Genomic DNA, 20,460 nt, shown 5'->3' on the forward strand with positions numbered 1-20,460 from the left:
CTAATGAAGTTACTCATACTGATCTACTATCCGCGTAATAAGTTTTTATTTTTAAAAATTGTAACTTATATGTAAGTTTAAAGGTAAATATATGCAAAAATTAGAGTTTTTGCTTATATCCGCATTTTATATTGATTTTTTTTCATTGCTATTTATATTTATTTAATTCTAATCATTGTATTGTTGAATGACATTAACAAAGATGAAGATTTAACTATGTATATTAAGAAAAAGAAATGGGCTGATTACACACATGATGAGCTCACATTAATGAAAGAAACTGTAGCGAATGCATCTGCTGACACTCCATTTTCGCCTGAGTACGCAGCGGCCTATCTAAACAAATCCGTGAACACTCTGCAATATATGCGCTGTCATAATTCTAATGCAATAACGTACAGTAAAACTGGCGGCCACATTGTATATCGGCGTAAGAATTTGGATGCTTATCTGGATAAATGTGAGAAAAAATGTACATCTAATTTTTGATTAGTGACAATAGTTACTCTTTAGCTCTTTCATGAATAAACTCATATTTCATAAACTTATTTTAAGGTTAGAAATAGGCATATAAAAAAGCTACTTACATTTAAGTAGCTTTTTTATTTCAAGTCAGAGAGCCACACTAACTACAGTAACGTTTAATTAATTGTAAATAACTTATAAAAATCAAGTTGTAAAGAAAAAATCCTCACCGACCAACTCACCATCCTCTAGGTAATATACACCCGAAATATTTAACCTTTTTTCAGTTGATTTGGTACCTCCGTACATCGCAATCTTCTCTGAAAGTATTGTCCAGATCACTCTACATCCAGTGCTTTTTTGCAGCTCTTCTAATGCGTCCTTTTTCACCATTAGGTTGTTACCAGATTCATTACCATAAAAAGAAGTGAGCTATGCTGAAGAAACCGTACAACTAAACTTGGTAAACTAAGCACAATTATAGGAGTTTACCATGACCAAGAAATTAAGAACCTACAGTAACGAATTTAAAGCTGAAGCTGTCAAGAAGATAGCAGATAATAATGGCAATATCTCAGCTACTGCAAAGCAGTTAGGTATTGCCATGCAAACGCTATCAAACTGGCATAACAAAGCCAATCAAGGCAAGCTTGTTGGCACAGAGCAATATGATCCTGACCTTATGAGTGCTCTTCAAGAAATAAAGCAGCTCAAGCGTCAGCTCAAAGTGGCTGAAGAGGAGCGCGAGATTCTAAAAAAGGCGACCGCGTACTTCGCGAATGAGGAACGTTAAGAAACAGTCTGGGAGACTGTTTTAGTGACGCAAGGCGTAGGGCTATGCCCGAAGTGGCAGTTAGTAAAGTACGCTTTTATCAAAGACAATCGTCAGATATTTAGCACCACTACTATGTGCCGTGTATTAAGCGTTAAGCCCTCAAGCTACTACGATTGGCTAAGTCGTGACATCAGCGAACAGCAGGTACACCGCAATCAGTGCGAGCTACTAGTTAAAGCCGCTCACAGTGAAATGAAAGAACGTTATGGCGTAGATCGATTGCATGCTCATCTAAGCAAACAAGGCCACAACATTAGCCTGTATATGGTAAGAAGCATCAAAGAGGAACACGGCATCAAATGCCGTCGTCATAAGCGCTTTAAAGTCACTACTGACTCAAACCACAACAAGCTGGTCTATGACAATGTTTTAGATCAGAGGTTTGACGCTAAGCGTCCTAACGAAGCATGGGTCAGCGACATTACCTATATCTGGACTGCTGAGGGCTGGTTATATTTAGCTGGAGTGAAAGATTTATACACCAAAGAGCTTGTCGGCTACGCTATCAATAAGCGCATGACCGCTGATTTAGTATGCCGTGCACTCAATATGGCAATCAAGAACAAACGACCTACTCAAGGACTGATTGTTCATTCAGATAGAGGTAGCCAATATTGTAGCCATGCGTACCATAAGATTATCGAGCAGCATAAGTTTACAGGCTCAATGAGCGGCAAAGGTAATTGCTATGACAACGCACCTATAGAAAGCTTCTGGGGCGTCTTGAAGAATGAACTAGTATATCATCAAGATTATAAAACGAGGTTTGCAGCCATTAGCGATATCATTGGGTATATTGAGCTGTATTATAATCAGACTAGGATTCAAAAGGGCTTGGGCTATCGAGCGCCAAGACAGGTGTGGTTTGACTACTATCGTCAGGCTGCGTAATTAAAATCTCCCAAGTTTGGTTCTACGGATTTGACAGCATGGGTCAAAGCGTCGAACATCACTAATTCATCATGCTTATCAACCCATGAACCAGAGAACTTATCATTTTTTAGACTCAAAGTTTCGAATAATAATCTAGCAGGTGCACTGATGTTATAGCCTAAATCACGATTTTTTATCCCTTCTGAAATATGACTTTCTGAACAAACGTAAACTTCACCTAAACTATCTTCATCTGAACCAACTCGGCGTTCATATATGTTTTGCCACCCAGAATTACCATAATATTCATTATCATAGATTTCAAGTAAAGGTGACCAGTAATACTCTAAGTTGAATATATCGTTATACCTCTCTACAGACTCAGGCATCCATCGACCCATAAAGTTTTTATTCTGTATATTTGATACGACCAGATCAAAGTCTTCATTTTTTACCAAATATGCGTTGATCATATACCATACACGTTGATATGAGCCAGAATGGTCACCATCACCTAACTTCTTATTAGGCTCAAATTCAATATGCCTATCTAGGGATAACCAGTCTTCGTTCTGAAAATGGTTTAAGATGACTTCTTTTGAATCAATTAAATCATTTTTTGAAACTACCCAATTTTCAAAATCATCACTCCACCCATTGTAATTAGGGGGAGTTATAAGACGGATGTTAGTTGAATCAGGAGGTATGAATGTAGGGTCAATATCTCTAAAAGAAGGCTCTACAGAACCGTTATACCATAGATATTTCTTATCATCTTTCCAACGTGTTGATGGGTCTGTCATTTCAAAGTTATCCGCTACTCTAGCTACCACTTCATACATTGCCATCCACTGATATTTTTTGCCAATTCGTTCAACTCTATTTTCACCACGACCTGTATAGGGAGTGTTTCTATCAAATTCACCATGTTTTTCTGCATCATAACCAAATTTATTAAAAATTATTTCTACAGCATAATTGCTAAGCTTATCAATATTTATATTACTCCAGTTACTAAAATTAGACTGAAAAACGTAACGCCCACAATCACCGTACCAACCTGTACCTCTACCATACTCTGTCGTCATTGAGTCTATAATTTTATCTTGAGCAAAACGATGTTTAGGAATGGTTTTATCTTCATAATCATTCGCGTACTCATTGTCAATGTCTTCATTACTAGGAATAGTTTTAGGAAACACACTTTTATATGATGGTCTAGCTAACTTCAGCTCACTTTCGCTAAAACCTACTAAATTATGACTATTAGCATATTCAATGATATTTCGAGCAAAGTCTCTTACAAGAACATTAGGATACACCTCTTCTTTAGCGAAAATATTGCTAAGGATAAAACTGGATATCTCATTTATTGATTCATGGCTCTGTGACGATAATATTGCACCATACACTGAAGCTAAAACACGCTCAAACACATAAGGATCATCTACTTCTTGAAAGGTTGATAGCAATTGAACCGCAACATGAATATGGTTTTGTAGAAGGCGAGTCAATGCTATTGTGGCATTGTCTCGTAACTTAATGTTTGAAGTTTGCTAAGAGTATGATGTGAATATCGCACAACCGCTAAGAGTATGATTGTTTATCCCAACCGTAGACTGTATCAATAGAACGTAAATAACATTTCACCCTCGGAGAAAGCCTATCAAGAGGATTACCAGTAAGATTGATACATCTCAAACTATTCAGCTGTGTAAAACTATCTGGCAGGTTTCTAAGATTACAATAAACAAGCTCAAGCTTAACAAGATTATTAAGCTCACCAATACTATTAGGTAGCTTGCCCAATTTACAATAACTGATAAAAAACTCAGTCAGACTCTTAAGTTGCCCTATGATTTCAGGCAGCTCTTTGAGGCTACAATGGTTAATATAAAGCTTCTCTAGATTAGTAAGTTGACCTACGCTATCAGGTAGCTTGTCAAACTTGCCATGACTAATAAAAAGCTCAGTTAAGCTAATAAGCTGCCCTATGCTATCAGGTAGGACTTCAAGCTTAGAGTGATTAAAATTGAGCTTAGTTAAGTTAACGAGCTGTCCGATGCTATCAGGCAATACTTTAAGTTTACAGTTGATAATATTAAGCTCAGCAAGGTTAATGAGGTGTCCAAAGCTATCGGGTAGCTCCGTTAGTTCAAGGTGAAGCAGGTCAAGGTGAGTTAAGCTCAAAAGCTGGCCTATGCTATCAGGTAGCTCTTCAAGCTCACAATGAGTAATAAAAAGCTCTGTAAGACTGCTCAGTTGTCCAACGCTGGCGGGCAACTCTTTAATACGACAACGATTAATATAAAGCTTGTTGAGGTTGGTAAGCTGTCCAATACTACTAGGTAGGTCTTTGAGATCACAGTTAATAAGATCAAGGTCATTTAAATTTTTGAGTTGCCCTATGCTGTCAGGCAAGTGCTTGAGCGGGCAATAACTAATAAAAAGCTTAGCGAGGTTAATAAGCTGCCCTATGCTGTCAGGCAGTTCTTCAATCTCACAGTGAACTATATCAAGTACCGTAAGCTTAGTAAGCTGTCCAATGCTGTCAGGTAAACATTGAATCTGACAGCGACCAATGAACATCTTAGTAAGGTTATGAAGTTGTCCAATACTATCAGGTAGCGCTTCGAGTTCACTTTGATCAATAAAGAGTTCAGTAAGATAACTCAGTTGCCCGATGCTCTCAGGTAATGCGACAAGTTTAGAGTGACTAATAGACAGTTTGGTTAGATTAGTGAGCTTACCGATATTGGGCAGTAAATGACTTGAACATATGCCACTGATAGTTATATCTACTAGATTTGTAAGGTTGGTAAGCTCATCGGGTAGATAGGCTATTCTATAGACGTCTTTTGAGTGTTGCTCATCATGTTCAGGCTCTAAGATCTCTAGCTTTTTTAGGGCTAACAGTGATTCTTTATTACGAGGAATTTCAGAATGCTTGAGCTCAAACTCATCTGCCCACGCCCATATTTTCTCAATCCAGTTGTCATTAGTATTTAATGTTTTATTAGAAGTATCAGACTGATGAATGTCCTGATGGTAGTTATTATTGTTTGGATTCATAGCTTTATTCCTTATAACAACTTGAACTATTTTTCTTATGCCAGAATAACGTTAGTATCCTGACATAGGTTTATGCAGCCCTATGCTACACATAGTCGAGATAGTCTTTAGCTAAATAGTCTTTAGCTAATTTGCAAGGGGTTTTTTACCATTCATGATCTGCAGCACAAAGGTTCCGGACATTGTAATCAGTAGGAAACCATGGAAGGCCTCCATCGCGGTCATAAATCGAAGATGTCCGTTAGGCATGAGGTCACCTCGCCCAAGCGTTGTGTAGTTAACTAGCGAGAAGTAAAAGTAGTCCATAAAGGTAAGGGAGGCACTGCCGTTGGATGAGGACGAGACGAGGTCACCAACCTGAAAGTTATGCACAGCAACCCAAAAGCCAGTCGCATAAAGCAGTGCCTCAAGGATATGAGCCAGCACGATTGAGGCAACTGCGACCCCAAGGCAGTGTCCCGGATGGCGCGACGGCGTCACAAACTGTGACGAGAATTTTAATACGCCATAATGTATTGCTGTGCAGACAGCGATTAGAATCGCTGCCATTATAATTGCCAGAATCACTTTTTATCCTTTTTGAGGAAGGAACGACATTAAAGGAAGATTACCCTATTTATTTTAACTAATCCTGTATAATTTTTTCACTATAGCTAACGACTACGCATAAGCACTAGAGTCTATTCAGATAGGTCATTACGCAGTCATTTGAATCAGTCAGCATATGTAGTAACAATCCTAGACCAATTATTCTATAGGGCTTTGGTAGAAATAGCATAGCCGCATAAACTGCCATTGCATAGTAAGTATGTAATGGATGAAAATTAATACTACAGCGATCAGGTAAGAAAACAGGTGTTGCTAGCAAGTGATCTAAATCTACCAGCATGGTTGCTAAAAGAATCAAATATACTCGTTTGTAATCATCACGAAAAAAAGTATAGGCAATAATCAACGGCATGCCAAAATGCAGGAAGTAGTGGATAACGGTTTGGATCATCATCTTTCCAATTCAGCATGATGTTTTATTGATAAGTTGGTATGCAGAATAATTAAACTAGTAAACGTTACTTAAGAAGCCAAAGCTACATGTTCATGCTATGTTCAGACTTGAAAAACAGGCGCAAAGCCACCCCCTGGTGTGCGAAAGTTAGTCGCTTGGCCTTGATAGATACGCCCAGCAGTTAGTAGCAGCTGTCCTGCATAGGTATAAAGACGTATATCTACCTTTCTAGTCGTCACCACATCATCAATCTTTATTGATCGCTCTGTAGCAGGGATAAAGGTCTGCGCAATATAGCTTTCATTTAAAATAGTCTCGAATACGCGGCGGGTAATCTTGCTGCCACGGTAAACGCCCTTACTACCATAACCAGCTACTGGCTTAAAAAACAATTGTCTCCGAGTACGCCATAATTCTGCTGCATCCTCTTTTGTAACCATTCTGGTAGTTGGTACTGACTTTTTTAGATATTCTGCATCATCATCACCTAGTCCCCACGACTGCAAAGTTTGCGTATCGGATAGTAAAGTCAGGTTGCGCTTATTAGCGAATATAGCATGGGCATGCGGATTGGGGGTTACTACTACCGCACCCTCTAAATAGGCACTTTTAAGCACGGCGTGGTTGGGGTTTTCAAAGGCGAAATCGACTAACCGATTATAGATCATATCAATGGGCTTGCTATGAGCTGTCAGTACACCATCAGCATAGTTAAGCTCAGACGGATCGAGTATAACGGTATCAATGCCTTTAGCTTGAAGTAGTTGGCAGGCCAGCTGAAACTCCAAATACATGAACTGGCTTTTGGGCTCATTATCCACAATAGCAATGCGATTGGGCATGCTAGTTGCCGATTGTCGCTGCCATTCTTGTATGAACATATTAGCGACCGCTTCTTCAAACCCATCAAGCATTTTAGTAGTAGCAACACTTTGCTCTGAGGGGCGACAGCAGTGTTTTTGTGCGCGGGCAAGTGCTACGTTTAAAAATGCGCCTCCAGCATTGGTATTGATCTCAATAAGCTTGGGGTCATCGCTCCCTAAGTGAAAGTCATAACCCATAAAGGCCCCTATTGGCCCCGGATCGAAAGCCGCGATATTGGGTGCCCACGACAGTACTTGCTGTTGATATGACGGTAGTCTAGCAGTCGACTCAATAGCTGCGATGATTCGCACCATTGCTTCTATCTCTGTCTTAGGGACGAACACCGGTGTCGCTGAAAACAGCTTATTAAGCTCATTGGCTCCTAGTGGATTATTTCTTGTGTTTACTAATTGATCTTGCAGGCTGTTATTAAGCGCTTTACGATCAAGGGTAATGCAGTAGCACTCTTGGTTAAGTCGATTTGCAAGACCGTCATTTTTCTCGTTGTTATTAGTTGGGTGTTCCATTTAGAGTCCGTCGCTAAGTAGAGTACTCACGCTGACATACTCTAGTAAAAAGTAAAAAAGGTACTTGGCGTGTTTAAGTAGTGCTAGCTACTTTCTAATGTTTCATTCCCTGAGACTAAATCATTATTTCGTTCATTTTTAATTAATATCTTTGCTAAGAGTAAACCCAGCTCAAACAATAGCCACATTGGAATCGCGAGCAATAGCATTGACACCCCATCGGGCGGTGTGACTACCGCTGACACAGCAAAACAACCGACGATGATATATCGGCGCTTACTCTCTAGACTCTGAGTGGATATGATACCGACCATTATCAATAATAAAGTAACCACTGGAATCTCAAAAGTGAGTCCAAATACCATAAATAACTTTAGCGCAAAGCTTAAATAACTGTCGATATCGGTCATAGGTATAACGTTTTGCGGAGCGAATAAAATAAAGAACTTCAATACGCCTTTGAGTACCACAAAGTAGGCAAAAGCGACACCAGAATAAAATAGGAATATCGAAGATATCAGCACTGGAATAGTGATTTTTTTCTCTTTTTTATATAATCCAGGCGCTATAAATGACCAAATTTGATACAGAATATACGGCATCACTACAAAGGCAGCAACGAAAATCGTCAAGCGAATAGGTGCCATAAAGTTCGAGGTAATATCAGTAGCAATCATAGTCGAATTCGCAGGCAGCTGCGCAACCAGAGGGTCTGATAAAAGATTGTAGAGCTCACGCGAAAACCCTACCAATGCTAAGAAGACGATCAAAACGGCTACGCATATTTTGATGAGATGCTTGCGTAATTCAATCAAATGCTCAGTAATAGGCATGTCGCTAAGCACATTCAGCACATTATCAGTCTCAACATTATGGGTAGCATCTGACGCCTTAGCATCTGTATTTGCTAACTTTCTTTGGCGACTTTTTTGGTGCTTAAATAAGCTCATTTATCCCCCTTCTCTATAGCTGAAGAAGAGGAAGTATCTGGCTGATGATTTTGCTGCTGAGGAGTGTTTGACTGATAGGAAGTATCTAAGCTTTGGTTTTGCGAGTTTTCAAACTTATCCATACTACCGCGCATCTCGGCTAACTCACGCCGCATGTCTGTCTCAGTCTGACGAATCTTTGCCAGCTCATCTTGCATCTGTTTTCGTGTCTCAGCCAAATCAAGCTCAGACTCTATATCAGACTGTAAGGTTGAAATCGTGCGACGCAGTTTGGCATACCATTGCCCAGCGGTACGTGCGGCTTGCGGCAGTTTTTCTGGGCCCAATACGATTAAAGCAATGACGCCAAACAAGAGTAATTCGGAAAACCCAATATCAAACATAACAGTCACATATATTAATAGACTACTTAGTGCCGCTATTTATAAGCGGCGCGCTTCATACTTTAGGCTGGTCATCAGTGGAAATAGGGCTGATTTCCATATCATCAGCCTGATTACCTACACGCGTATTTAAATCATTACTTGCAGCTGGCGTACTATTTTCATGGCTAAGCATATGATTTTTGCGAGCATTCTCGGGTTCTTCATCTTTGACCGCTTCTTTAAAACCCTTCACCGCACCGCCTAAATCTTTACCTGCATTTTTAAGCTTGGCAGTACCAAATACGACCACCACTACGACCAATAAAATCAGCCAATGTGTAATAGAAAAGCTGCCCATAACGGTATCCTTATATTTTGTGATCTTGTTTAGACCAGTATGTGTCAGTGTGCTTTAGAACACTTTTTACCGTACCAGAATTATAGTTTCAAACGGCGCAATCGCAGCGCGTTAGCAATCACCGAGAATGACGACAAGCTCATCGCTGCCGCTGCTATCATCGGACTGAGCAGAAGCCCAAATATGGGATAGAGCACACCTGCGGCAATAGGAACACCAAGTGCATTGTAGATAAAGGCAAAAAACAGATTCTGTCTGATATTGCGCATGGTGGCGCGGCTAAGCTTATAAGCTTTGGCAATGCCCATTAAATCACCTTTTAGCAGGGTAATGCCCGCACTCTCCATCGCCACATCGGTACCGGTTCCCATAGCGATACCAACATTAGCTTGCGCTAGCGCTGGTGCGTCGTTGATACCATCACCCGCCATAGCGACCAATTTACCGCTGTCTTGCATTTCTTTGACGATACGGTTTTTATCCTCTGGTGAGACATCCGCATGAACTTCATCAATACCTAGTTTATTGGCGACTGCCTGCGCGGTTTTTTCGTTGTCACCGGTTAGCATCACAACTTTTAAACCTGCGTCATGAAGCAGTGAAATAGCCTCTTTAGTGCTTGGTTTAATAGGGTCAGCAACTGAAATAATACCAGCAGCTTTACCGTCTATAGCCACAAACATTACCGTTTCACCGTCTTTTCTACGAACATCAGCTTTAGTGGACAGCTCACTATCAAAACTATTTAGGCTTTCCATAAGCTTAGAGTTACCAATAGCGACTTTCTTACCATCGACCACGGCTTGTACGCCTTCGCCAGTAGTCGAATTAAAGTCAGTAGCTTTAGGAATAATGAGTGATCTTTCTTGAGCTGCTCTAACGATAGCTTCTGCTAAAGGATGCTCGCTAGCGCTTTCTACTGAGGCTACCAATGCGAGGAACTCGTCTTCATCTTGACCTACCTGCGCATCAATTGCGGTAAGCTCGGGCTTACCAGCGGTCAGTGTTCCGGTCTTGTCGACGACAATGGTATCGACTTTTTCCATACTCTCTAACGCTTCAGCATTTTTGATGAGGACGCCGTTTTGCGCGCCTTTGCCGGTACCAACCATAATGGACATCGGCGTCGCTAGACCAAGGGCACAAGGACAAGCAATAATCAGTACCGCAATCGCGTTAACCAAAGCATAGGCCATAGCGGGCTCAGGGCCGAATATCGCCCAGACAATAAAGGTTATGATAGAGGTGACAATAACAATAGGTACGAACCAACCCGCCACTTGATCTACCAAGCGCTGGATAGGCGCGCGGCTACGCTGGGCTTCAGCAACCATTTGTACAATTTTAGATAATACTGAATCTGCTCCAACATTGACCGCTTCGACTAATAGCGTTCCAGTGCCATTTACCGTACCACCAGTCACTGTATCTCCTGCTACTTTTGATACAGGGATTGGCTCACCCGTCACCATTGATTCATCAACACTACTATTACCATCGATCACTGTACCATCTACGGGTAGTTTCTCACCTGGTTTAACCCGTAGCTTATCGCCAGTGACGACCTCATCAAGCGAGACTTCGACTTCTTCACCGTTTTCATCGACACGTCTTGCGGTTGGTGGTGCGAGCTCAAGCAAAGCTCTAATCGCACCTGAAGTTTGACTTCTAGCTTTGAGCTCTAATACTTGACCCAGTAGCACCAAGGTCACAATGACCGCTGCCGCTTCATAGTAGACTCCGACTTGACCAGAGGCATCTCTGAAACTGTCTGGGAAAATATCGGGAAAAAAGGTCGCGACAATACTAAAAATATAAGCAGCGCCTACGCCTATCGCAATCAAAGTAAACATATTGAGATTGCGGCTTTTTATAGACTGCCAGCCACGGACGAAAAACGGGGCGGCGCCCCAAAGCACTACAGGGGTCGCGAGCACTAACTCAGCCCATTGTAAAACCTGTGAAGGTATACCATACTGACTAAAGTCAACTCCAAACATACCGCTCATCACATATATTAATAGCGGTACAGTCAACACGGTACATATCCAAAAACGACGAGTCATGTCGTCAAGCTCTGAGGTGTCCTCTTCACCGATAGTAAGCGTTTCGGGCTCAAGCGCCATACCACATATCGGACAACCGCTATTTCTAACGTCTCTCACTTCAGGATGCATAGGACAGGTATATACCGTGCCATCGTAATCAGCAGGTACTTTATCGTATTTACCACCTTTAACAGATTTTACTCCGCTACTATCAGTATCTTTTCCATGACAGCTAGCGTGACTATCATCTTTAGCAACTTCGTCTTCAGGTTTAAGAAACATGCCACATATTGGGCAGTCACTTTTTTCAACATCTCTTACTTCTGGATGCATAGGACAAATATAAATCGTGCCGTTATAATTTTCTGGTATCTTGTCGTACTTATTGCCTTCGACAGACTTTACCTCATTACTATTATTAGCATCCGCTCCATGACAATGCGCATGACTATCTTCATGGTTGTTGGATTCAGCAACCTCGTCTTCAGGTTTAAGAAACATGCCACATATCGGACAATCGCTCTTTTCAGTATCTCTAACCTCAGGATGCATCGGGCAGATATAAACCGTACCACTATAATTTTCTGGTACTTTATCGTACTGACCACCTTTGATAGATTTTTCATCGGCAATATGTTTCATAAAACCACTCCTTGAAGACAATAAATATTTATAATAAGTACAACTCTTAAAGCACTATCATCAATCCTCGATTGCTATTCATCTAATCATTAATCTAAAAACCTCTAAAAAATAATTTCTATACTTTTCAATTGGAATTTAGTTTTTATCACGCAAATACTTGAGCAGTGCCATGATTGTTAGTACTAGTACTGCGAAAAATAGTAGGGTGAATAACAAACAGATAAGCATCATAACCCAGCCCATGCCATACATCATTGAGCCGTTCATCATGCCATGCATTGACCCATTCATTATGATTTCTCCTCAGTCTAAACTGTGATCACTCCAACTCTTCAATTAATTTTTACTCGAACCGAAGAGGTTTACTGACTGTTAATATATCAATATCTTTAGCGCACTTTGGCGAACCAACGGTATAATGGCACGAATAAGATTGCGAAATACCAACCGTAAAGATACGATTCGACAAACCCAATTAGAAAACCTGTCCACGTCAACCACTCAAAGCCAGGTAGTAGAGGTGCCCAAGCTTCGTGCATCGCTATCTGTTCGGGTGCAAGTAAGCCAAAGCCTATGCATAACAGGTAACTAATGAGTAGAAACAACGATACACTGTTGCCAACAGGGGCAATCCTTAAAGTACTTGTTGTTAAGTTTGATTTGACCATCTTAGTAATCCTCACTATTGTATGATGTGGTTCAAGCTCAAGATAACCAATCGTATCTAACCATGCTAACTCTAAGGATTTGTATGAATTAAAGCTTTATCCTGTATTGATATTACTTTTTAACTCGTGCGGCGGCGGCAAGTTGACGCCATTGACCCCATTGAGGAATAAACATTGGCACTTGCTGTTTGTAAGTAAGGTAGTCTTTACCAAACTCTTCAAACATATGCCGTTCCTCACGTCGAGCTAACCATGTGTATACAAGCACAATCACTGGAAACAGACCGATTGAAAACAGAGTTGGCCAATGCACCACACCCTCACCGAACAGTGCAATAAACAACCCGGTGTACTGAGGATGACGTACGTAGGCATAGAGTCCATCAGTTACTAAACGATTTTCCCCTCGTGCTTTGTGGACTTGGCGCCAACCTTGAGCAAAAAGACCGATTCCTAAAAATGCAATAGCATAGCCGAGTAGCATTGAGATCATCATGCCTGTCTCACCTAAACCAACAAGGGTCGACCATAAGCTAGCGCTGACATATTGGCTGTCCAAACCAAAAAACCGTACTAATAAATATATAGTGAGCGGAAAGCCATACATTTCTGCGTAAAGTGCAATAATGAAAGCCTGAACTACACCAGCACCCGCCCATTCACGCCAGTTCTTTGGTGCGAAATAACGGTAAAAGAACCAAGAAATCAGAACAATAACAATTAGTGCGAGACCCCAAGTTCCAGCGTGATTAAATGACTCATTCATAGCTTACTTTCCCTGTTGTCTTTATGAATATCGTATTGCATGAAATCAATTCTTGAAGATAGTAAGCAGACGCTTAAATCTATGCAATTTTTAACCAAACAATTTTCTGTAAACTCTTTGATGTTACTGTCAATGATGGTCTGCAAGCGTATCTTTTTCGATAGCTTTTTTCCTCGCTGAAGATTTCAGGTAAACCTGCTCAGCCACAGCAATCACTACAATAGTGACGACTGCTACGCCAAGTACGAATGGATCTGAGTTTAGTTTAATCCAGACAAAACCGCCGAGAACCAACAGGTCAAGAAGTATGGCCACTATAGGCACCCACATCACCGCCTTTATATCCTGACGAAGGTATCGCAAAACACCCCAATGAATGGCGATATCCATAATTAGATAGAAAACAATGCCAAGTGCTGCAATTCGTGATAAGTCAAATAACGTCGTAAAAGCTAAACCCAACACCACAGTATAGACCAACGTATGTTTTTGAACGCTTCCCGGCATTCCCAAATGACGATGAGGCACCAGCTTCATCTCAGTCAACATAGCAAGCATACGAGAGACTGCGAAGATGCTAGCAAGGAGGCCGCCAGCGGTAGCTACCATTGCGATTGCAACTGTGAACCATAGACCATAGTCGCCAAGTGCTGGGCGTGCGGCGGCAGCCAAGGAGTAATCTTTAGTTTCGATGATTTCGGCAAGAGATAGATTACTAGACACCGCGAAACCGACTAAAGTGTAAATAACTACGCATATTGCGATTGATATTACAATGGCACGGCCGACGTTGCGATGAGGATTTTTTACTTCCGAGCCACTGTTGGTAATCGTGGTAAAGCCTTTAAATGCCAGTATGCCTAGCGCCGTTGCGCCAAGAAAGTCACCAACAGTATTAGTGTCACCTAATGTAGAAGAATCAACTGCAAAGCTATCAGCTAGCCAGATACCAACCAACCCGAATATAAGAATACCGACAATTTTTATAATACCGATAACCGATGCAACCCCCTGAATCCAACGATTACCAAGTAAATTGATAAAGAACACAGCAAGAATAAGCGCGGCGCCAAGGATGGATACCATGCGACCGCTGTCATCGCCACCGAATAACTGCATAGTGTATGACCCGAACGTCCGGGCCAAAAAGCTCTGCGCTATAACCATGGAGAAATACATCAGCAGGGCATTAAATCCAGTCGGTAAACGATCTCCGTATGCCTGATGCAGGTACATTGCAACACCGCCAGCCGACGGGTAAGCGTTAGAGATTTTGATATAAGAATAGGCACTAAAAGAAACAACGATTGCGGCGGCTAGAAAAGCAAGTGGGAAAAGCGAACCCGTCATCTGAGCCATCTGACCGGTCAGAGCGAAAATACCAGCACCGATCATGACACCGGTACCTAGCATAACTGTTCCTGATAATGTCAAACTATCCTTCTGATAGCGAGTCGCTCTATCTTGCTTCATACTTATTCGACCTTAATCTATTTCTTCGTAGAACTTCAGTTTTACAGGTTATTTTTGAAGTAAGGAGTAGGTATAGTTAGAATTAAAAGACGCGATATAGTAAATAGTTTTTAAAGAAGAGCTTACTTATTGGTATCATAATATATTATTCCAATTCATCAATAAGTGCTTGCATCTCAGCGATTTCACGTCTTTGGGCTTCGATAATTTCATCAGCAAGCTGACGTACACGTGGATCTTCGATATCAGCACGCGAACTGGTCAAAATAGCAATCGAGTGATGCGGTATCATCGCTTGCATCCAATCGACCTGATCGACTGTTTGTTGTGAGCGTACGCCCCAAAGACCAAAGGCAAATAAAACTACGCTAACCCCATAAACCATCAAGTTTATCTTGGTTTTTTTATACATATTAGTCATAAAGGCGAGCATGATAATTGCCATTACCGCGCCCATATACAGCGCCATATAAGCACGGGTCTCACTAAAATAGACGTGATCCCATTTATACGTATTAAAGTACATCATGATGTACATGACGATGGTGGAGGTCAGAATCATCAGACCAAATTTGACATAAGGATTCATTTTTTGCTTATGGTTCATATCGTTGTTCATGCGATTACTCCTTTTTTATAGTTATATGGTTAAGCCAATTTAAAATTGATCTTTAGTTGCTTAGTCAAACCATTAATATACTTATTAAATTTAGCTAAATAAGAATTTAACAAAAAAGCACCTATTGGAAGGTGCTTGTTTAGTCGTTAACACGTTAGTAATAGTATCAAGGTTCATACTAACGTTAATCTCAGCACTTTAAATAATGAGATATTTGTGCATTTAGAACTAGGAACCTAGAACCAAAACATCACACCAGCAGTCAGACTACTAGAATCAACAGCTTCGTCCTCTTGACGACGTAAGTCTCGCGCATCACCCAAGGCGCTCTCGTAGCTGATACCCACATAAGGCGCGAGCTGACGACTGAATGTCTCATAAGCCAGCCTAACTTCAGCCCCAAACTCATTAAATCCTTTAGTAATACCGTTATCGGTATCATCTTTACTAAAGGCAGTCAGCTCCAGCTCTGGTCTGACCACCCAACGCTGATCTAAGCGCCACTCGTACGCTGTCCCAAGATCAAGCTGGACTTGACCATCAGTATATAGATAAGCTCTTGCGTCAGTCTCAACGAAGTACGGCGCCGTACCAGCAATGCCTGCCATGATTGCGGACTTATCGTTTTCAGTATTATAAGCAATACCCGCTTCTCCATTCCAGAAGATACCGAGCGGCTTCCAATAAGCGAGTGAGCTTAGACTATCGATCTCTTTATCATCGTTAGTTTGAGCACTACCTTCACTGCGTAGAGTGACACGGTTGCTGTCTGTACCGTACCAGCCTTCAGCTTCAAAATCGATTTGGTCATTCTCAAACTGATAGCCCAAAGTTTCTACTGACACACCCCATAACGGTAAGCTATCCATCATCACAGGCTTACCAAAGCGACCATAGGGAACACCGTTCGAGTAGTCAGGACTGCGAGCATCAGCTGGAGCTTTACCACCTTGCATACCTCCTGACATATCCATACTGCCATGGTCCATACCTGACATGTCCATACTACTGTGATCCATACCTGACATATCGCCCGACATATCCATGCCACTATGATCCATATCTGACATGTCACCTGACATATCCATACCACTGTGATCCATATCCGACATATCGCCTGACATATCCATACCACTATGATCCATATCCGACATATCGCCTGACATATCCATGCCACTATGGTCCATATCTGACATATTGCCCGACATATCCATGCTGCTGTGATCCATATCTGACATATCCATACCAGACATGTCCATACTGCCATGATCCATGTTCGACATCTCAGCAGCGTTTGCTAAAGGTGACATTAGTAGCATCAAAGATGACATGCCAATAAACGGTAGACCTACTTTATATATTTTCATAATAAGGCTCATATTCGAAGGTTTATTAAACAACGGCAACTTCTCTAAACATCCCGGCTTCCATATGATAGAGCAGATGACAATGCCATGCCCAGCGACCAGCTTCTCCTGTGACATCAAAGCTAATTTTTTGCGCTGGTTGCACCATTATCGTATGTTTGCGAACTTGAAAATCGCCATCAGGCGTGCGCAAATCGCTCCACATACCATGCAGATGCATAGGGTGGTTCATCATAGTGTCATTGACTAAGGTAATACGCACACGCTCGCCCGGTTTGATATTGACAGGCGGCGCATCCTTAAACATGATGCCGTCGAGTGCCCAGATATAGCGCTCCATATTACCGGTTAGATGTATTTCAATCTCTCGAGTGGGCTTGCGCTGCTCGGCCATTATTTCATTGCCAACAGAATGCAGTTGGTTATAGGTTAAAACCTTACGATTAATATCACGCAAATTAATACCCGGATCATCGAGATTCATCCGTGGACTATCGACGCGCATATCTGTCTTAAAGTCATATTCGGTCTTAGCATGACGGGCATCATAGCCATTAGCACCCATAGCCCCCATCATATCGGACATAGTTAGCCACTCAACATCATCCATAGCAGGTATGGCAGCGCGAGCGCCTCTTTTAGTGGCAAGCGTGGTTGCGACAAAGCCGGTGCGATCGATGTTTTGGGCAAATATGGTATGCGCGTCACGGGTTGGGGTGACGATGACGTCATAAGTCTCGGCCACCCCGATACGGAAGTCATCGACATCAACGGGCGCGACATCAATCCCATCCGTCGCGACGACTTTCATTTTTAGGCCGGGGATGCGTACATCAAATATCGTCTGCGCGGAGCCATTGATAAAGCGTAGTTTGACAGGCTGTCCAGCCTTGACAAGTTGCGTCCAGTTAGCCGCTGTCGTTTTACCATTCATAAGATAAGTAAACGTGGTCTCACCAGATAAATCAGTAAAATCAGTCGGCATCATGCGCATCTGGTTCCACATTTTACGTTTATCATAAGCCGCCTCAAGATCCGTAGCGGCAATATCGGACAATAGCTTTTTAAAGTCTGGCAGATGATAATTATCAAAGTCAGCACGCTGCTTAAGTAGTTTTAGCAGATTATGCGGATCGCGATGCGTCCAATCACTAAGCAGGATAACGTGATCTTCCTCGATAGGATAGCGTTCGCGCCCTTTAGGTTCAATCACAATAGCCCCGCGCATACCGGTCTGCTCTTGGAAGCCAGTATGCGAGTGATACCAATAAGTGCCTGACTGTGTCAGTTTAAATTTGTACGTGAAGGTGCTACCCGCAGGAATACCATCAAAGCTGATACCCGGTACGCCATCCATCTCAAACGGCACTAAGAGGCCATGCCAGTGAATAGAGGTCGACTCATTCAGCTGATTATGGACTCGAATGGTGACCGTATCGCCTTCTTGCATCTTAAGCGTTGGCGCAGGCAGTGAGTCATTTATCAGCGTTGCCATGCTTGACTTGCCGTTGACCGTTATCATCTTCTCACTGACATAAAGATCAAACTCTTTGCCTGTCAGTATGGGTACTTTATGATCGGGTTTATCACTATTGACTACGACATTTTGGCTTTTAGTTAAAGCACTATTAGCCATCGTCGGTAGTGTGGATAGCATCGACGCGCCGAGCAAGGTGGATGACCCTGTCAAAAAACGCCTGCGGTTAAATCTGTTTTTATTCATAATATTGACCTAAGTTAATCCATGAAATGAGAGTTGAACTTATATATCTGATAACTTATTAATAGAACTACAGCTGCTGCTGAGGAGACTCAATAGCAGCATAGACTTCTGTGGTGCCGTCTTTATTAAGCTGCATTACCTTATAAGGCATGAATTTACCTTCATACTCCATACCGGGGCTACCAACCGGCATACTCGGTACGGCAAGTCCAATAGCTTGTGCAGGAGGATTTGCTAAGAATTCAGCCATGTGTTTAGCAGGGACATGCCCTTCAAAGACAAAACCGTCGGTGGTAACGGTGGTATGACAAGAGCGCATTTGCTGTGGTACGCCATAACGCTCTTTAAATAAAGATAAATCTGTAACGTCTTGCGCAGTTGCGCTTAGACCATGACCTTCGGCATAGCCTACCCATTCTTTACAGCAGCCGCAGTTGGCATCTTTATAAACCGTGGCTGAGACGTTTTGTAGAATTGTCGACCCAGTACCTGAATTAGCACTGACAGACATCATTTGCGGTTGTGGTTGCTCTATTTGAGCACTTTTGGTGGCAAGCGTTGGCTCAGTTTGAGTAGAATTTGAAACACTAGTATCGGGCTGACTACAAGCCATTACTGTTGACGTTGCTACTAGTAAAAGAGCAGAAGCTGATACCTTTTTATGTCCATTGCCCATTATATTTATATAGCGTCTCATAACTTACTCCTAAGCGTCTGCTTATCTGTTGAACCTTCTAAAGATTTATACCCTATAACTAAGTGTAGTATAGGCAAAGTTTAAATCCCAAAAGGCAGCACTATTTAGCACTGCGCTTTTATAAAGGAATATGGAAGAATTAATGCTGCATTCCAGATCCATCATCCGACATATTCATATCACCGTCAAATGACATGTCCATCATATCGCCATCTATCCTAGTGGTTAGCATCGTGTATTGGCTTTCATCTAATTCAGGTAACGATCTAATGAAGGCTACCATTGCCCACATTCTAGCGTCATCATGGGACGCGCCCCACGCAGGCATTCCAGATGCCATAATACCGTGCTTAATTGCCCAAAAGCCTTGCTTTGCACCGTCTTCTGTTTGATAACGTTTGACAATATCAGCCTTGGTAAAGTTGGGCGGCTTTGGATACAAGCCCTCACTAAAGTCAGTTTGTGCCACTCCCGGAGACAAGTGACAGCCTGCACACATATCCTTATAGTCCGCGCCACCAGAACTGATTAGCTCAGCCTTCTCTAAATCTGGTACCACAATATCTTTACTGGCATTTTCTATGGAACGATTGCGAGCAGTTTCTAAAAAGCTAAACATCATTGGGCTATGCTCTTGGTCAGCTCCCACATTGACAACGCCACTAGTAACAACCGCAAACACGCTAACGATTGCCACAAATACGGTAAAGAGCGCACCCAATAAAAATTTCATATGTTTTCCTAACAATTTATTTCCGTTAAGTGTTGACTGCTATTTAACAGAGCTAAAATTTTTAAGATTTACTGTCGTTAGTAACGCAGTGTTTTTGGTACATTTGCTTCATTTTACCCATGTTAGCCATCATCGCTTTCATGGCAGGATCGCTCATGTCCATCTTGCTATGATCCATTTTTCCCATCATATCCATATGCTTTTGCATTTTTTCACAGTTCATTTGATCTTTTTCAGCATGCATTTTAGGATCATGTGCTAGAGCTGAGGTTGAAACGACTAGAGCGACGGCAGTGGCTACGATTGCTTTAGGTAAAGACTTTGATTTAAAGAGTGACATGGTTAATCCTTAATTGATTTAGTTGAGGGTACATAAAGCTTTAGGATATTAATTCAGTCTAAAGCATAA

General features: G+C 41.8%; 20 protein-coding genes and 1 pseudogene. 2 read left to right on the plus strand and 19 right to left on the minus strand.

The annotated features are described in order from the left end of the window. Positions 1–270: 270 nt before the first annotated feature. Complete coding sequence (locus CUR83_RS13455) at positions 271–489, plus strand: helix-turn-helix domain-containing protein (protein WP_425301324.1); 219 nt, start codon at positions 271–273, stop codon at positions 487–489. Between the two features lie 469 nt (positions 490–958). Continuing rightward, positions 959–2,191, plus strand: a pseudogene (locus CUR83_RS08190) (IS3 family transposase). On the opposite strand, the gene CUR83_RS08195 reads toward CUR83_RS08190, so the two are convergent. The 19 genes from CUR83_RS08195 to CUR83_RS08280 form a co-directional block, all read right to left on the minus strand. After that, positions 2,179–3,687 carry a hypothetical protein gene (locus CUR83_RS08195; RefSeq protein WP_284719430.1) on the minus strand — a complete coding sequence of 503 codons (1,509 nt, stop codon included), beginning with the start codon at positions 3,685–3,687 and terminating at the stop codon, positions 2,179–2,181. The pseudogene CUR83_RS08190 and the gene CUR83_RS08195 overlap by 13 nt on opposite strands. A 73-nt stretch (positions 3,688–3,760) precedes the next feature. Next, complete coding sequence (locus tag CUR83_RS08200) at positions 3,761–5,245, minus strand: leucine-rich repeat domain-containing protein (protein WP_193005964.1); 1,485 nt, start codon at positions 5,243–5,245, stop codon at positions 3,761–3,763. A 126-nt stretch (positions 5,246–5,371) separates the two neighbouring features. Then, positions 5,372–5,794 carry an ion channel gene (locus CUR83_RS08205; protein ID WP_201611663.1) on the minus strand — a complete coding sequence of 141 codons (423 nt, stop codon included), beginning with the start codon at positions 5,792–5,794 and terminating at the stop codon, positions 5,372–5,374. Positions 5,795–5,918: 124 nt separating this feature from the next. Beyond that, a complete protein-coding gene (locus tag CUR83_RS08210) occupies positions 5,919–6,245 on the minus strand; it encodes a DUF6122 family protein (protein WP_025645701.1) in 327 nt (108 codons plus the stop codon). 104 nt (positions 6,246–6,349) lie between these two features. Beyond that, complete coding sequence (locus tag CUR83_RS08215) at positions 6,350–7,639, minus strand: ATP-grasp domain-containing protein (protein ID WP_284719431.1); 1,290 nt, start codon at positions 7,637–7,639, stop codon at positions 6,350–6,352. 83 nt (positions 7,640–7,722) lie between these two features. Next, a complete protein-coding gene (tatC, locus tag CUR83_RS08220; RefSeq protein WP_284719432.1) occupies positions 7,723–8,589 on the minus strand; it encodes a twin-arginine translocase subunit TatC in 867 nt (288 codons plus the stop codon). Then, positions 8,586–8,972 (minus strand): Sec-independent protein translocase protein TatB, encoded by a 387-nt coding sequence (tatB, locus tag CUR83_RS08225; protein ID WP_192992010.1) that lies wholly within the window; start codon positions 8,970–8,972, stop codon positions 8,586–8,588. Before tatB ends, tatC begins: the two co-directional genes overlap by 4 nt. A 55-nt stretch (positions 8,973–9,027) precedes the next feature. Next, on the minus strand, positions 9,028–9,312 hold the full coding sequence (tatA, locus tag CUR83_RS08230; RefSeq protein WP_284719433.1) for a Sec-independent protein translocase subunit TatA: 285 nt from the start codon (positions 9,310–9,312) through the stop codon (positions 9,028–9,030). A gap of 80 nt (positions 9,313–9,392) precedes the next feature. Then, positions 9,393–12,002, minus strand: coding sequence for a copper-transporting P-type ATPase (locus CUR83_RS08235; RefSeq protein WP_284719434.1), 2,610 nt, complete (start codon positions 12,000–12,002; stop codon positions 9,393–9,395). A 138-nt stretch (positions 12,003–12,140) separates the two neighbouring features. Continuing rightward, a complete protein-coding gene (locus CUR83_RS08240) occupies positions 12,141–12,296 on the minus strand; it encodes a hypothetical protein (RefSeq protein ID WP_156770962.1) in 156 nt (51 codons plus the stop codon). Positions 12,297–12,394: 98 nt separating this feature from the next. Next, on the minus strand, positions 12,395–12,673 hold the full coding sequence (locus tag CUR83_RS13405) for a DUF5676 family membrane protein (protein ID WP_223334650.1): 279 nt from the start codon (positions 12,671–12,673) through the stop codon (positions 12,395–12,397). A gap of 112 nt (positions 12,674–12,785) precedes the next feature. Then, a complete protein-coding gene (locus tag CUR83_RS08245) occupies positions 12,786–13,439 on the minus strand; it encodes a methyltransferase family protein (protein WP_284719435.1) in 654 nt (217 codons plus the stop codon). Between the two features lie 129 nt (positions 13,440–13,568). Further along, on the minus strand, positions 13,569–14,912 hold the full coding sequence (locus CUR83_RS08250) for an APC family permease (RefSeq protein ID WP_284719436.1): 1,344 nt from the start codon (positions 14,910–14,912) through the stop codon (positions 13,569–13,571). A 145-nt stretch (positions 14,913–15,057) separates the two neighbouring features. Next, positions 15,058–15,531, minus strand: coding sequence for a DUF305 domain-containing protein (locus tag CUR83_RS08255; protein ID WP_201611657.1), 474 nt, complete (start codon positions 15,529–15,531; stop codon positions 15,058–15,060). Between the two features lie 236 nt (positions 15,532–15,767). Next, positions 15,768–16,898, minus strand: coding sequence for a copper resistance protein B (locus CUR83_RS08260; protein WP_284719437.1), 1,131 nt, complete (start codon positions 16,896–16,898; stop codon positions 15,768–15,770). A gap of 25 nt (positions 16,899–16,923) precedes the next feature. Next, complete coding sequence (locus tag CUR83_RS08265; RefSeq protein WP_284719438.1) at positions 16,924–18,621, minus strand: copper resistance system multicopper oxidase; 1,698 nt, start codon at positions 18,619–18,621, stop codon at positions 16,924–16,926. 67 nt (positions 18,622–18,688) lie between these two features. Continuing rightward, positions 18,689–19,318, minus strand: a complete 630-nt coding sequence (locus CUR83_RS08270) for a DUF411 domain-containing protein (RefSeq protein ID WP_284719439.1) — start codon at positions 19,316–19,318, stop codon at positions 18,689–18,691. Positions 19,319–19,457: 139 nt separating this feature from the next. Further along, complete coding sequence (locus tag CUR83_RS08275) at positions 19,458–20,051, minus strand: c-type cytochrome (RefSeq protein ID WP_093068419.1); 594 nt, start codon at positions 20,049–20,051, stop codon at positions 19,458–19,460. Positions 20,052–20,112: 61 nt separating this feature from the next. Next, on the minus strand, positions 20,113–20,391 hold the full coding sequence (locus tag CUR83_RS08280) for a hypothetical protein (RefSeq protein ID WP_093068416.1): 279 nt from the start codon (positions 20,389–20,391) through the stop codon (positions 20,113–20,115). Positions 20,392–20,460 lie beyond the last annotated feature (69 nt).

Source organism: Psychrobacter pocilloporae (genome assembly GCF_029872915.1).
Lineage (GTDB): Bacteria > Pseudomonadota > Gammaproteobacteria > Pseudomonadales > Moraxellaceae > Psychrobacter > Psychrobacter pacificensis.

Coding starts and splice junctions, on each gene's coding strand:
- CUR83_RS08215 (WP_284719431.1), bottom strand. CDS start 7,639: ATGGAACACCCAACTAATAACAACGAGAAAAATGACGGTCTTGCAAAT.
- CUR83_RS08265 (WP_284719438.1), bottom strand. CDS start 18,621: ATGAATAAAAACAGATTTAACCGCAGGCGTTTTTTGACAGGGTCATCC.
- tatB (WP_192992010.1), bottom strand. CDS start 8,972: ATGTTTGATATTGGGTTTTCCGAATTACTCTTGTTTGGCGTCATTGCT.
- CUR83_RS08235 (WP_284719434.1), bottom strand. CDS start 12,002: ATGAAACATATTGCCGATGAAAAATCTATCAAAGGTGGTCAGTACGAT.
- tatA (WP_284719433.1), bottom strand. CDS start 9,312: ATGGGCAGCTTTTCTATTACACATTGGCTGATTTTATTGGTCGTAGTG.
- CUR83_RS08240 (WP_156770962.1), bottom strand. CDS start 12,296: ATGAATGGGTCAATGCATGGCATGATGAACGGCTCAATGATGTATGGC.
- CUR83_RS08255 (WP_201611657.1), bottom strand. CDS start 15,531: ATGAACAACGATATGAACCATAAGCAAAAAATGAATCCTTATGTCAAA.
- CUR83_RS08210 (WP_025645701.1), bottom strand. CDS start 6,245: ATGATCCAAACCGTTATCCACTACTTCCTGCATTTTGGCATGCCGTTG.
- CUR83_RS08245 (WP_284719435.1), bottom strand. CDS start 13,439: ATGAATGAGTCATTTAATCACGCTGGAACTTGGGGTCTCGCACTAATT.
- tatC (WP_284719432.1), bottom strand. CDS start 8,589: ATGAGCTTATTTAAGCACCAAAAAAGTCGCCAAAGAAAGTTAGCAAAT.
- CUR83_RS08250 (WP_284719436.1), bottom strand. CDS start 14,912: ATGAAGCAAGATAGAGCGACTCGCTATCAGAAGGATAGTTTGACATTA.
- CUR83_RS08200 (WP_193005964.1), bottom strand. CDS start 5,245: ATGAATCCAAACAATAATAACTACCATCAGGACATTCATCAGTCTGAT.
- CUR83_RS08260 (WP_284719437.1), bottom strand. CDS start 16,898: ATGAAAATATATAAAGTAGGTCTACCGTTTATTGGCATGTCATCTTTG.
- CUR83_RS08270 (WP_284719439.1), bottom strand. CDS start 19,318: ATGAGACGCTATATAAATATAATGGGCAATGGACATAAAAAGGTATCA.
- CUR83_RS08205 (WP_201611663.1), bottom strand. CDS start 5,794: ATGGCAGCGATTCTAATCGCTGTCTGCACAGCAATACATTATGGCGTA.
- CUR83_RS08275 (WP_093068419.1), bottom strand. CDS start 20,051: ATGAAATTTTTATTGGGTGCGCTCTTTACCGTATTTGTGGCAATCGTT.
- CUR83_RS13405 (WP_223334650.1), bottom strand. CDS start 12,673: ATGGTCAAATCAAACTTAACAACAAGTACTTTAAGGATTGCCCCTGTT.
- CUR83_RS13455 (WP_425301324.1), top strand. CDS start 271: ATGAAAGAAACTGTAGCGAATGCATCTGCTGACACTCCATTTTCGCCT.
- CUR83_RS08280 (WP_093068416.1), bottom strand. CDS start 20,391: ATGTCACTCTTTAAATCAAAGTCTTTACCTAAAGCAATCGTAGCCACT.